This window comes from Natrinema sp. 1APR25-10V2, assembly GCF_031626495.1.
Classification (GTDB): domain Archaea; phylum Halobacteriota; class Halobacteria; order Halobacteriales; family Natrialbaceae; genus Natrinema.
The window spans coordinates 89,383-101,581 of sequence record NZ_JAMQOJ010000004.1; the positions used below are offsets into that span (position 1 = coordinate 89,383).

The following is a 12,199-nucleotide window of genomic DNA, read 5'->3' on the forward strand; positions in this document are numbered from 1 at the left end:
TTAGAAGGCGATTCCGACCAGCGATAGCACGATCACGAGTACCGAGCCCGGGATACCGCCGATCGCGACGATTACGAGGACGATCGGCGTCACCGCGACGCCGATGCCGAAGACGGCCTGTGCGAGATACAGCACCACGAGCCCAGCCACCGCGTTGACGATGAAGGGTCTGGCCGTCTGCACGAGCCGTGCCGCACCCAACACGACGACGAGTACGAGAACCAGCAGCAGTATCTCGAGGCCGGTCATAGTGAACGCTATCACGCCAGCAGCCAAAACCGTTCGGCCCGGCTTTCGTCGCTGCGACTCGAGAGCGGTACCCGCTCGGGGCGGGGAATCAATCGACCAACGACACCGCCGGAAGAACGAAACGCTTTATGAGGTCGGGGCGGTAGCGAAGGTACGGGATCGTGGGTTAGCTTGGTATACTTCGGGCCTTGGGTGCCCGTGACCCCGGTTCAAATCCGGGCGATCCCATCCTCTTATAAGTTGGAACAGGGTTGAATATAGTCCAGCGACGGCCATCTATCGGGTCATCGGGGGGGTCGCGGTGACTCTACCCCCTGATTTCGAGACAATAACTAGCTACGTTTTTCCACCACCAGTAACCTCTATGCTATCTATCTCGGCGCTATCCGTATCGTTCCTTGAGGATTCATCAGCCGAGGGAACTTTCTGCGCTGTGGGAGTCGAACGCTCCATCACTCGCGCCGTGGCATCACCAGCCATTTTATAGATCGCACCGTGTAATCCGCCGAAAATTACAATAATACCAACTCCTGCAAGTCCCAGTCCGAGTAACGGCTCGGACTCAATGGCAAACGCAAGACCAAGCCCCATCATGAAGAAACCTATGACGTACACTACTCCCATGTACACCATATGTTTAATTCCGTACCAAATCGCTGCTGAAGTACTGATTCCACTCATATCACAGTTCAATGTCAATACTGGCCGATAATATAATTAACCCATAATTAGCAACTGTCTTGTATGAGATGTTCCGAGTGCCGAGAACTGATTCAGGATGACGCCGAGATGTGTCCGCATTGTGGTGCAACTTTTGAAACTGACGGCACAATTGGAGGGGTTGGCTGGTTATCGAATGATGTCCTTTTAGTCGGTGGAGGCATTCTTCTGTACCTTCTCACGAGTATACCGTTCCTTGGGCTTAATCTTCTGAGTCTATTTATCGGGATTTTGTGGGTTGGGGTGCTGCTGGTTGCGACTTGGGTATAGGCGAATTAGTGACGAGTCCATGCTGCTCAAGATCACGAACGATCCCCTACTAAGTCTCTATACGTGGTTGTTCGTGATCCTGACGACAACCGAGTAACCGATCATGACGATGTATCCGACTTTAGGAGAGAATCAGAGTAGCATCTCTCCAATAATCCTGACACCTCTGTTCGCCGAGAGATGAGGTCTTCTGTTGTGGTTTTATTGAGTTTAATGAGAAGAATAAACAGAGCCGGCGCTATCCTAATGTGGAAGAGAATCCGCAGGGAGGACGCAAGGCCAGACGAGTCAATACAGGAGGTCAATTAGTATAGTAGTGGTGGTGAACATGTTCGATAAGTAGGCGCAGAGAAGGCTCTCTGGGGCATTTAGGCTGGTGTCTGCCATAACCGGGCAGACACGCAAGGCCAGACAGGAGGAAATAGGCACGCGATAGTACGTCAGTGTATCCCATTATCTCCATCTGCCGCCGTCCGACAACGCGGGATCCGCTATCCTTTTGCCGTCGCTCACACAATAGAGTTGATACAGTGGATAAAAGCGAGTCCACTGTCTCAGCATATTACTATCGGCTGAAACACTTCATCGAGTGGGCCGAAGACAAGCAGATCGAGTCTATGAGGGAGTTGACTGGGTGGAATATCGATTCTTATGAGACATTCCGCCGGCAGCAGGGGCTCAAACCGGTCTCCCTCAACAACGAGATGGGGACGCTGAAATCGTTTTTCGAGTATTGCGCACGGATCGAAGTCGCTGACGAAGATCTGCCGAAGAAGGTCGACGTGCCGGATGTCGACTCAAGTCAGCAAGTCAGCGACTCCCGGCTTACGACTACTGAGGCGCAGACGCTTCTCGAGTACTACAAGAACGACTCTGAGAATTACGCGTCACGCGCACACGCACTACTCGCAACCGCCTGGTATACTGGCGCACGTCTCGGAGCACTCCGAGGGCTCGATGTCAGTGACTACGACCCGGAGGAACGCTGCCTGCAGTTCATGCATCGGCCACACGAAGATACGCCACTGAAGAACGGCACGGACGGCGAACGGATCGTTGGGCTGCCAGAGCAAGTGTGTACCATCCTTGATGAGTACATCCGAGTCAACCGGCATGAGAAGTTCGACGATTATGGCCGCCGGCCACTGTTCGCGAGCGAAGTGGGACGTGCATCAACGAATGCTGTTCGTGCCTGGATGTACTTCGCAACCGTTCCGTGTCTTCATTCAGACTGTCCCCACGGGAACGATCGGGCGACATGCGAGTATCTCGATTACTCGTCGATCAGCAAGTGCCCATCATCGGTGAATCCCCACGCAGTTCGGACTGGGTCGATCACCTGGCAACTCAACCAGGGGATCCCCCGGAACGTGTCTCGGAGCGAGTCAACACTTCGATCGATGTGTTGCTTAGACACTACGATCAGCCGACCCGAATGGAGGAAATGCGAGAGCGAAGACGCCCATACCTCGATCGGCTGACCTTCAGTGACAAGGAGGGCGAAGGTCAATGATGTGGGAATCCGGGCGATCCCATCGTTTTGTTGCGGATGGCAGCAAGTTTTCAGACTCCGAATACGCCATGTGAAATGACGGTCTCGATCGGGATAGAACGCGAAAAACCTACGCTGAGAGAGTATTTGATCCACCAGCACTGACGTTACGCCCAGAAATCTGCCCCGAGTCCTGCTCGAGACAACACTCGACGATGGCCAGTGGATCGCGGAATACCACCTGTCTGGACCGTTCGTCGTACTCGACGATGTTGTCCTTGCAGAGTTTCGGGAGGTAAACGTAACGCAGTGCCGTCTCTCGAGTGTGAAGCTGTTCGTAGAATCCAGACACAGTTGCCTATTCGTACTCCTATAGAGCACTGTGTGCAAACATTATCTCCAAATCTTCTTCCGACAACCGGAATGGAAAACGACAGCTGGAAGCCGAGGATCGCGATAGAGTGGTGGCGAACGTGATGTAGTCCGATGTGAACCGTCTCAGGATCACAGGGGTACTGATCACAATGGCCACAGGGGTTTCCGTCTGAATGGATGGACCGGGTTGGTATTCGTTGTCATCACCTCACTATGCCGCATGCTTCGTCAAATAATAAAGCTTGTTGACTAGGCAGTATCGACGAGTTCAAGAAGGTTTCGAAACATATGTTTTCCTCAACCAACCCATATACCTAGATGGTGAATTTTTCTTCTTCTGAATCCGGGAGGCCTCTGGTCGTTCACTGAACAAAGCCGAGTGGGACGGAATCGAAAGTGCATGCCGACCATCTAGCGGCGACCGGGAAGGAGATAGATTGCTCGTGAGCCGACAACCCGCACACTGGTCGATGACAGTGCCCCCGCAAGCCAAACGATTTCCGTGACGCCTCGATTGTCAGGTACTATGGCAGGTTCCGCCGGGCGACTCAAACGATGGCTCGTAAACGGGATCGTGATTACGATTCCGCTGGTCGCGACGCTGCTCGTCGTCCTCGTCGTCGTCAACTTCATTCTCAACGCGCTCTCGCCGGTGACGGCCGGCGTCCGCCTCTTCTGGCCCAACGAACCGCCAGCGCCGATCATCGAAATCGTGACGCTGTGCTCGCTGCTCGGCGTCTTCGTCCTGATCGGTATCGTTGCGGAGTACACGCCAGGTGCGTACATCTCTAGTCGCGTCCACGCGACGATGGAGTCGGTCCCCGGCGTCAGCACCGTCTACGAGAGTATCAGGCAGGCGAGTAAAATGCTGGCCGATGATGACACCCAGCAGTTCCAAGACGTGAAACTCGTCGAGTTTCCCCACGAGGGAACGTACATGCTCGGGTTTCTCACCGCGGAAACGCCCGCTGCCATCGAATCGAGTGCGGGCGAAGTCGAAATGCTGACGGTCATGATCCCCCTCGCACCGAATCCGGCGACGAACGGCTACGTTACGCACCTTCCAACCGAACGAGTCCACGAAGTCGACCTGACCGTCGAGGAGGCGTTTCGATCGATCGCGACGCTCGGTGTCGCCGCCGACGGTCTCGACGAGGTAGAAGACGAACGCTAGCCGTTTTCTTTGAACGTCGGTTCCGCTAGTACCCAAAGATGATTGGCCGTGCCTACATGATCTCGGAGTCGAAACCGTCACTGTGGCCACGCGGCCCGCCGACGGGAATACAGGACACGGCGTGTCGGACCGGTGATCGCACGGCACCTCGTGATCGACGCGGTCGACGTGGCCCGTGTGAGACTCACTTCCGTTTCTCGAGGCGCTTCCTACCCGATCATCGCGTTCGTCGGCCACGCGGTCAAGCGACGGCTCGAGCCGGCAAATCGGCTCCGGCGGCGGAGGGTCGTTCGCCGGCGGAACCAACCAGTTTCACCGCGGTATACGACCATTTATACCCGATGGCGGTCCTAGAACGGTGCAATGGCGCAAGCGGGAAATTCCGAACTCGTCGACTCCTTCGAGCAGTTCTTCCGCAACTACTACGACAACGAGATCAAACAGCTTGCGCAGCGCTACCCCAACGAGCAGCGATCGCTCCACGTCGACTGGCAGGACCTCTACCGGTTCGATCCCGACCTCGCCGACGATTTCATCGCCCAGCCCGAACAGCTCCAGCGCTACGCCGAGGAAGCGCTTCGGCTCTACGACCTACCGATCGACGTGAGCCTCGGGCAGGCCCACGTCCGGGTCCGAAACCTCCCCGAGACCGAGTCCCCCGAAATTCGGGAGATACGTGCCCGCGATATGAACTCCCTCGTCCAAGTCCGCGGAATCGTCCGCAAGGCTACGGACGTCCGTCCGAAAATCGAGGAAGCCGCCTTCGAGTGCCAGCTCTGTGGTACCCTCACCCGCGTCCCCCAGTCCAGCGGCGACTTCCAGGAACCCCACGAGTGCCAGGGGTGTGAACGGCAGGGGCCGTTCCGCGTCAACTTCGACCAGTCCGAGTTCGTCGACTCCCAGAAGCTCCGCCTCCAGGAGAGCCCGGAGGGGCTCCGCGGCGGCGAGACGCCCCAGTCTCTCGACGTCAACGTCGAAGACGACATCACCGGCGAGGTCACCCCCGGTGACCACGTCTCCGCGACCGGCGTCCTACGGCTCGAGCAACAGGGCGACCAGCAGGAGAAATCGCCCGTCTTCGACTTCTACATGGAGGGGATGTCCGTCGAAATCGACGAAGAACAGTTCGAAGACATGGACATCACCGACGAGGACAAGAAGGCGATCTACGAGATTTCCAACCAAGACGACGTCTACGAGCAGATGGTCGCCTCCATCGCGCCTTCCATCTACGGTTACGATCAGGAGAAGCTCGCGATGATCCTCCAGCTCTTCTCGGGCGTGACGAAGCAGTTGCCCGACGGCTCGCGGATCCGCGGCGACCTGCATATGTTACTCATCGGTGATCCGGGGACCGGGAAGAGCCAGATGCTGGGCTACATCGAGAACATCGCACCCCGTTCGGTCTACACCTCCGGGAAGGGGTCGTCCTCCGCGGGTCTCACAGCCGCTGCGGTTCGCGACGACTTCGGCGACGGCCAGCAGTGGAGCCTCGAGGCCGGCGCGCTCGTCCTCGCCGATCAGGGGATCGCGGCCATCGACGAACTCGATAAAATGCGAAGCGAGGATCGGAGTGCCATGCACGAGGCCCTCGAGCAACAGAAGATTTCGGTCTCGAAAGCGGGAATCAACGCCACGCTCAAATCCCGCTGTTCGCTGCTCGGAGCGGCCAACCCCAAGTACGGCCGGTTCGACCAGTACGAGCCCATCAGCGAGCAGATCGACCTCGAGCCGGCGCTGATCTCGCGGTTCGACCTCATTTTCACCGTCACGGACACGCCCGACGAGGAGAAAGACAAGAATCTCGCCGAACACATCATCACGACCAACTACGCCGGCGAGTTGACCACCCAGCGCGAGGAGCTAAACCAGCTCGAGGTCAGCCAGAGCGAGATCGACGAGATGACCGACCAGGTCGACCCGGAGATCGACGCGGAACTCCTGCGCAAGTACATCGCGTACGCGAAGCAGAACTGTCACCCGCGGATGACCGAGGGCGCCCGCGAGGCGATCCGCGACTTCTACGTCGATCTCCGTTCGAAGGGGACCGACGAGGACGCCGCGGTACCGGTCACGGCGCGGAAACTCGAGGCACTGGTTCGTCTCTCGGAGGCCAGCGCCCGCGTTCGGTTGTCGGACACGGTCGAGCGGGACGACGCCGAACGCGTCATCGAGATCGTTCGCTCGTGTCTGCAGGACGTCGGGGTCGACCCCGAAACCGGCGAGTTCGACGCGGACATCGTCGAGGCCGGCACCTCGAAGTCCCAGCGCGACCGGATCAAGAACCTCAAACAGCTCATTAGCGACATCGAGGAGGAGTACGACGACGGCGCGCCGGTCGACATCGTCATGGAGCGGGCCGACGAGATCGGGATGGACCAGTCCAAGGCCGAACACGAGATCGACAAGCTCAAACAGAAAGGCGAGGTCTACGAGCCGAGTACGGACACGCTCCGGACGACGTAGGTTACAGATCGTCGATCTCGGCGACCGTCGACCGGATCGTCGTCGCCGCGACGTCGGCGACGTCGGCCGCGTCGGCCTGGGTCACCGTCGGCCACTCGTCACGTTCGCCGGCGGCTTTGTAGAGACAGGCCGCAGCGACCCCGCTTGGATTGCGGCCGCCGATCCGCTTCGCCTCGAGCAGCGCCTCGAGGTGCGCTTTCGCTCGGTATTCGACGGCCTGCTCGAGGTCGAGCTCCGAGGCAAACCGCGGCAGGTACTCGGCGGGGTCGATCGGTCCCGTCGGAAGGCCGAGGTCTCGGTTCATGGCATCGTAGGCGGCCGAGAGTTCGTCGGCGTCGGCGCGCGCGACGGCGACGATTTCGTCGATCGTGCGGGCGTTCGAACTGGTCCGACAGGTCGCGTAGACCGCAGCAGCGGCGAAGCCCTCGAGGGAGCGCCCCTGAAAGAGCCCCTCGGACTGCGCGGAATCGAAGAGGACACAGGATTGCTCTCGGACGGTATCGGGCAACGAGAGTCGGGCGGTAATTCGTCTGATCTCCGTGAAGCCGTACACCTGGTTTTGATCGGCTTTCGTCGCGATACGAGCACGGTTGTGTTCCCGACGAAGCCGAGTGATCTGTCGCCGTTTTCGGCCGGTCAGCCGGGTGCGGCGAGCAGATCCGGAGCCGGTGCCGTACCCGATCCTCGTCGAGAGTCCGCGATCGTGTCTCGAGCGAGTGAGCGGCGCGCCGGTTCGCCGTCGGTCAGTGTCATCGTCGTCGAACGACCGCCACTCCGGGCCACGGTCGATCGCGTCTTCGGCAGCGACGAGTCCACACTCCTCGCAGATCGCTTCGGTACCGCTCCATCGTAATCTGCCGGCGCACTCTGGACAGGCCGCAGACGAGTCGACATCTGACATAGGGTAGTTACCTCACTTGTATTCGTATTTGTTGTAGGGTATTTAAAATAGCACGGGTACTTAATGAACCAGAAAAGAGGCGAAAAACGGAACTCGAAGGTTATCGACCGATCAACCGAGACAGAAGGGGTGAGGATTCCCCCGAGGACTCGGACACGGAGTCCACGTGGTCGCGGTCGGCCAACAGGCGTTCGTACTGTTCGATGATGTCTTGACGACGCTGCTCGCTCGTCTCGACCGCTCGCTCGAGCGCGGCGACGCGAGCACGGAGCCGCGTTCGTTCGATGCGGTAGGCGAGCGGCGGCTCGAGTCGCCCGGAGTCGGAAACCGGTTGTTGGAGCGAGCTATCGGAGCAGCAACTCGTCGTGAGTTCTGGAACGGAACGGGCGATCCGAGGCCGTTCATCCGTGGAGCGGGCGGGAAGAGGGGCACGTTGTTCGGCGGACATGGCTCGACACGGACTACCACACTGGGTCGGAAAAAGGTCAGTCAGTCGGGTGTCAGACGCGTCAGACGCGAGTCGTACGTCTGAACGACGTTAGTTTTTGAGGTGCTCGAGTACGCCCTGCGTGTCGGCCGGCACGGGTTCGGGGTCGCTGCCGGCGGCGGCCGCGGCGTCGGGGTCCTTGAGCAGGTGGCCGGTGGTGAGACAGGCGACGCGCTCGTCGGCGTCGACGACGCCCTCGTCGCGGAGCTTTCGCAGGCCGGCGACGGAGGCGGCGGAGGCGGGTTCGACGCCGATCCCCTCGGTCGCGATGTCGCGCTGGGCCTCGGTGATCTCCTCGTCGGAGACTGCAACGGCGGTGCCACCGGTCTCGCGGATGCCGGGGAGTGCTTTCGGCGCGTTGACCGGGTTACCGATCCGGATGGCGGTCGCGCGCGTCTCTACGTCGTCCCAGCGGCGGACCTCGTCGGCACCGTTTTCGATGGCCTCGACCATCGGCGCGGCCCCCTCGGCCTGGACGCCGGTCAGTTTCGGCACGTCGCCCTCCGCGAGCGCGTCGGCCTGGACGAGTTCGCGGAAGGCCTTGTACAGCGCCGACGTGTTGCCCGCGTTGCCGACCGGGAGAACGATCCGGTCCGGGACGGCGTCGTAGTCCGCGAGGAAGCCCTCGAGGATCTCGAGGCCGATCGTCTTCTGTCCCTCGAGCCGGAACGGGTTCAGCGAGTTCAGCAAATAGGCCTCGCCCTGCCCCGCCAGTTCCTGGACGATATCGAGGCAGGCGTCGAAGTTGCCGTCGACCTCGAGAATGCGCGCGCCGTGGAGGCTGGCCTGGGCGATCTTGCCCGCGGCGACCTTCCCCGCTGGAAGGAGGACGAGCGTTTGCATCCCGCCGCGGGAGCCGTAGGCGGCCAGCGCGGCACTGGTGTTTCCGGTGGAGGCACAGGCAAGCCGGCCGACGCCGAGTTCCTTCGCGACCTTGACGCCGACGGTCATCCCACGGTCCTTGAACGAGCCGGTCGGGTTCATTCCCTCGTGTTTGATCCGCAGGGCCTCGACGCCGACCGACTCTTCGAGTCGGGGCACCTCGTACAGCGGCGTCGCGCCCTCCTGGATCGAGACGCCCATCTCGAAGGGGAGCGCGTCGGCGTAGCGCCAGACGCCCCGCCCCTCGAAGTCGTCGAACGTCGGCAGGTCGGCGTAGCGGACCTCGAGCAAGCCGTCGCACTCGTCGCAGGTGTACCGAACGTCGTCGAAGGGGGCGAACGTGTCGCCACAGTCGATGCACTCGAGCCAGACGCCCTCATCGGCGTCGGCGGGCACTTCCGGCTGGTCGGCCGAGAGACTGAGACTCATTGTCGGCGAGAAGGAGGCGAAGGGGAAAAAGTGAGTGGATTCGGCGGTCCGTTCACCGGTTGGTCCCGTCGAACTCGTCGATCACGTCGTGGACGGTTGCCGTCCAGGCGTCCAGCGCCTCGTGGAGGTGTGCTTTCGCGTCGGACAGTTCGATGGCGGTGTACTGATAGATGTAGCCACCGCCGTCCAGCAGGCGCCGGTCGCGGCGGACGAGTCCTCGATCACGCAGTGTCGACAGCGAGCGGTTGACCGTGCTCCGGTCGCGCTCGAGCGTTGCAGCCAGTTCCTCGATCGTACTCCCCGGTTGCTCGCACAGGACGAGATACGTCCGCGTCTCGTGGGTCTCGATTCCGAACACGCAACTCATCACTTCCTCGAATGGGGGGTTCGACTGCTCCATCAGTTCTCCGAGGCGATGTTGCGGGGTATCAGTCATATCCATCCGTACGGACGGGAGCATGAAAAAATCGCCGCAGTCGGCGTCCACAGCTGACGGTCGGGATAGCCGTCTCGACAGCAGACTCGCCGGGCGTCCGGGACGGCCGTCTCGACGTCAGGCGTCCGTCCCGTCCGCACCGTATCCCATCTTTCGGATGCAGGATCGCATTTCCCGTTGGCTCTCGTGGCGGTGGAGTCGCGTCGGCGTGTCACAGTAGTACACCGAGCCGTCGTACCGCAGCGTCACCTCGTACTCGTTCCGGGCCGCCGTCGTCGTGATCACGACCCGTCGTCCGTCCTCGATCGCGTCTATGATCGCGTCCGTCTCGAGTTCGCCTGCCGAGATGCGAAGCGGGGTCGCCATCGACTCGTCGTGGGGCCGCTGGCCCAATGAAGCTTCGCGTCGGCGGCGGCTGTGCACGGCCGGTGCCAGACCGAGATACCGCTACACGCATCCTAGTCGTACGGTAGCACATGGCATCAGAAGTCACCACTCGAACTGCCGACCGAACCAAAACGCGACTCGAGCCCTGGCAGGCGGGCACCGTCGGCGGTATCGCCGGTGCGATCGTCTTCAGCGCGATGATGGCGATGCAAACGCCGGGCGTCCTCGAGGGCGCGATCCCGGCTCTATACGGACTCGAAGGCGGATTCGCGGGAATGGTCCTTCACGTCGCACACGGGGCCGTTCTGGGCGTCGTCTTCGCCGCGTTGCTGGTCGCGACGGACCGACGCAGTTCTGGGATCGCGACCGGCGGTGCGCTCGGACTCGGCTACGGTATCGTCGTCTGGGCGGTCCTCGCGGTCGTCGTCATGCCGATCTGGCTCTCGACGGTCGGCTTCCCGATGGCACCCGCCGTCCCGAACGTCGCGATCGAGAGCCTCGTCGGTCACGCTGCGTACGGACTCGTCCTCGGCGTAGCGTACGCGTTGCTCGAGTGAGTGAATCGCAAAAGAGGAGCAACGCACTCCTCCGGTCAATCGCCGATACCCAATCCCCCTCGTCACAGCACGAACAGCGCCATCAGGGCCGTAGGCCCCGCCAGCATGAGCAGCGCCGCGAGCAGCAATCTGAACGACATGGTTCACTTGCTTCGTCGTGGTGGTTGAATATAACAGCGCCAGATAGTTCAGAAAGGATGAGTCTCATAGAGAGGTACTAATACAGTGTTGACTGGGGAAACGATCGATTTCTTCGCCGACAGCGGCGTTCTGCGGCGTGTCGAGCCGTCATCGCCGACTACTCGAGTAGCCAGTTCAACAGCGCCTTCGTGGCCACCTTTTTCCGCTCGGGTCAGCGAAGCTGACCTCTCGCCCAAAAATCTGGACCAAAAATCCGCCCGCTCACTTCGTTCGCGGCCGGTCACTCGAGCAGCCAGCTCAACAGCGCCTTCTGGGCGTGTAGCCTGTTTTCCGCCTGATCGAAGACGATCGAACGATCGCCCTCGATGACGGCGTCGGTGACCTCCTCGCCGCGGTGGGCCGGTAGACAGTGCATAACCGACGCCTCGGGGGCGTGCTCGAGCAGATCCGAGCAGACCTGGAAGCCCTCGAAGTCGTTCATGCGGACGTCGCGTTCGTCCTCCTGACCCATACTGATCCAGACGTCCGTGTAGATGACGTCGGCGTCAGTGACCGCGTCGACGGGGTCGGTCGTGGTCGTCGGATCGCCGCCGAGGTCGCGGGCGCGCTCGAGGACCGCCTCGTCGACCTCGTACCCCTCGGGCGTCGCGATCGTCAGGTCGACGTCGGTCAGCGCACAGCCGAGCGCGAACGACTGGGCGACGTTGTTGCCGTCGCCGATCCAGGCCGCCGAGACGCCGTCGAAGCCGTCCTCGTGTTCGCGGATCGTCTGTAGGTCTGCGAGCGTCTGGCAGGGGTGGGCGTCGTCGGTGAGTCCGTTGACGATCGGCACCGACGAGTACTCCGCGAGCACCTCGACGTTCTCGTGTTTGAAGACGCGAGCCATCACCGCGTCGACGTACCGCGAGAGCGCACGCGAAGTGTCTTTCAGGGGTTCGCCACGCCCGAGTTGGATGTCGTCTTCCCCGAGGAAGATCGCGTGCCCGCCCAGTTGGGTCATCCCCGTCTCGAAGGAGACCCGGGTACGGGTACTCGCCTTCTGGAAGAGCATCCCCAAGGTCTGTCCGGACAAGTCGGCGTGGTCCTCGCCGGCTTCGACGGCGCGTTTGTACTCGTCGGCCCTGTCGAGGACCGCGAACAGTTCCGTCTCGGAGAGGTCGTCGACGTCGAGGAAATGTCTCGGCTCTGTATCGTCCATTGCTGTTGTCATGGTCTGGTAGCTCGTCTGAGAAT

12 protein-coding genes and 1 tRNA gene are annotated in these 12,199 nt (G+C 60.9%); 5 read left to right on the forward strand and 8 right to left on the reverse strand.

What is annotated here, in order from left to right; all coding sequences use genetic code 11:
• Window positions 1–249: a pro-sigmaK processing inhibitor BofA family protein gene (locus NDO75_RS13405; RefSeq protein WP_310906917.1), complete on the reverse strand. Its 249-nt coding sequence runs from the start codon at window positions 247–249 to the stop codon at window positions 1–3.
• A gap of 155 nt (window positions 250–404) precedes the next feature.
• Between NDO75_RS13405 and NDO75_RS13410 the strand changes: the two genes are divergently transcribed.
• Window positions 405–477, forward strand: a tRNA-Pro gene (locus NDO75_RS13410).
• Window positions 478–585: 108 nt separating this feature from the next.
• On the opposite strand, the gene NDO75_RS13415 is transcribed toward NDO75_RS13410, so the two are convergent.
• Window positions 586–930, reverse strand: a complete 345-nt coding sequence (locus NDO75_RS13415) for a hypothetical protein (protein ID WP_310906918.1) — start codon at window positions 928–930, stop codon at window positions 586–588.
• Window positions 931–1,769: 839 nt separating this feature from the next.
• On the opposite strand from NDO75_RS13415, the gene NDO75_RS13420 reads away from it, so the two are divergent.
• The 3 genes from NDO75_RS13420 to NDO75_RS13430 all read left to right on the forward strand — a co-directional run bounded on the left by NDO75_RS13420 (window position 1,770) and on the right by NDO75_RS13430 (window position 6,746).
• Window positions 1,770–2,720 carry a site-specific integrase gene (locus tag NDO75_RS13420; protein ID WP_310906919.1) on the forward strand — a complete coding sequence of 317 codons (951 nt, stop codon included), beginning with the start codon at window positions 1,770–1,772 and terminating at the stop codon, window positions 2,718–2,720.
• Between the two features lie 912 nt (window positions 2,721–3,632).
• Window positions 3,633–4,280 (forward strand): DUF502 domain-containing protein, encoded by a 648-nt coding sequence (locus NDO75_RS13425; RefSeq protein ID WP_310906920.1) that lies wholly within the window; start codon window positions 3,633–3,635, stop codon window positions 4,278–4,280.
• A 363-nt stretch (window positions 4,281–4,643) separates the two neighbouring features.
• On the forward strand, window positions 4,644–6,746 hold the full coding sequence (locus NDO75_RS13430) for a minichromosome maintenance protein MCM (protein ID WP_310906922.1): 2,103 nt from the start codon (window positions 4,644–4,646) through the stop codon (window positions 6,744–6,746).
• Between the two features lies 1 nt (window position 6,747).
• Here the strand turns inward: NDO75_RS13430 and NDO75_RS13435 are convergent, their stop codons facing one another.
• From NDO75_RS13435 to NDO75_RS13455, 5 genes are all read right to left on the reverse strand, one after another.
• Entirely contained in the window at window positions 6,748–7,647 is a 900-nt protein-coding gene (locus NDO75_RS13435) for a transcription initiation factor IIB family protein (RefSeq protein WP_310906924.1), read from the reverse strand.
• Between the two features lie 100 nt (window positions 7,648–7,747).
• The gene (locus tag NDO75_RS13440) at window positions 7,748–8,095 is read right to left on the reverse strand and encodes a hypothetical protein (RefSeq protein ID WP_310906926.1); all 348 of its coding nucleotides are present in this window, start codon (window positions 8,093–8,095) and stop codon (window positions 7,748–7,750) included.
• Between the two features lie 90 nt (window positions 8,096–8,185).
• Window positions 8,186–9,445, reverse strand: coding sequence for a threonine synthase (thrC, locus tag NDO75_RS13445; protein WP_310906927.1), 1,260 nt, complete (start codon window positions 9,443–9,445; stop codon window positions 8,186–8,188).
• Window positions 9,446–9,497: 52 nt separating this feature from the next.
• Entirely contained in the window at window positions 9,498–9,881 is a 384-nt protein-coding gene (locus NDO75_RS13450; protein ID WP_310906928.1) for a helix-turn-helix domain-containing protein, read from the reverse strand.
• 117 nt (window positions 9,882–9,998) lie between these two features.
• On the reverse strand, window positions 9,999–10,247 hold the full coding sequence (locus tag NDO75_RS13455; RefSeq protein ID WP_310906930.1) for a hypothetical protein: 249 nt from the start codon (window positions 10,245–10,247) through the stop codon (window positions 9,999–10,001).
• A 110-nt stretch (window positions 10,248–10,357) separates the two neighbouring features.
• Here NDO75_RS13455 and NDO75_RS13460 point away from each other — a divergent pair, with 110 nt between their 5' ends.
• Window positions 10,358–10,825 (forward strand): histidine kinase, encoded by a 468-nt coding sequence (locus tag NDO75_RS13460; RefSeq protein WP_310906931.1) that lies wholly within the window; start codon window positions 10,358–10,360, stop codon window positions 10,823–10,825.
• Between the two features lie 421 nt (window positions 10,826–11,246).
• Here NDO75_RS13460 and argF read toward each other — a convergent pair whose 3' ends face one another.
• Window positions 11,247–12,176 carry an ornithine carbamoyltransferase gene (argF, locus tag NDO75_RS13465; RefSeq protein ID WP_310906933.1) on the reverse strand — a complete coding sequence of 310 codons (930 nt, stop codon included), beginning with the start codon at window positions 12,174–12,176 and terminating at the stop codon, window positions 11,247–11,249.
• Between the last annotated feature and the right edge of the window lie 23 nt (window positions 12,177–12,199).

What these genes read in the sequence shown, in the direction of transcription:
- NDO75_RS13435 (WP_310906924.1), bottom strand. Translation starts at nt 7,647, where the DNA reads ATGTCAGATGTCGACTCGTCTGCGGCCTGTCCAGAGTGCGCCGGCAGA.
- NDO75_RS13455 (WP_310906930.1), bottom strand. Translation starts at nt 10,247, where the DNA reads ATGGCGACCCCGCTTCGCATCTCGGCAGGCGAACTCGAGACGGACGCG.
- NDO75_RS13425 (WP_310906920.1), top strand. Translation starts at nt 3,633, where the DNA reads ATGGCAGGTTCCGCCGGGCGACTCAAACGATGGCTCGTAAACGGGATC.
- thrC (WP_310906927.1), bottom strand. Translation starts at nt 9,445, where the DNA reads ATGAGTCTCAGTCTCTCGGCCGACCAGCCGGAAGTGCCCGCCGACGCC.
- NDO75_RS13440 (WP_310906926.1), bottom strand. Translation starts at nt 8,095, where the DNA reads ATGTCCGCCGAACAACGTGCCCCTCTTCCCGCCCGCTCCACGGATGAA.
- NDO75_RS13450 (WP_310906928.1), bottom strand. Translation starts at nt 9,881, where the DNA reads ATGACTGATACCCCGCAACATCGCCTCGGAGAACTGATGGAGCAGTCG.
- NDO75_RS13430 (WP_310906922.1), top strand. Translation starts at nt 4,644, where the DNA reads ATGGCGCAAGCGGGAAATTCCGAACTCGTCGACTCCTTCGAGCAGTTC.
- NDO75_RS13405 (WP_310906917.1), bottom strand. Translation starts at nt 249, where the DNA reads ATGACCGGCCTCGAGATACTGCTGCTGGTTCTCGTACTCGTCGTCGTG.
- NDO75_RS13415 (WP_310906918.1), bottom strand. Translation starts at nt 930, where the DNA reads ATGAGTGGAATCAGTACTTCAGCAGCGATTTGGTACGGAATTAAACAT.
- argF (WP_310906933.1), bottom strand. Translation starts at nt 12,176, where the DNA reads ATGACAACAGCAATGGACGATACAGAGCCGAGACATTTCCTCGACGTC.
- NDO75_RS13460 (WP_310906931.1), top strand. Translation starts at nt 10,358, where the DNA reads ATGGCATCAGAAGTCACCACTCGAACTGCCGACCGAACCAAAACGCGA.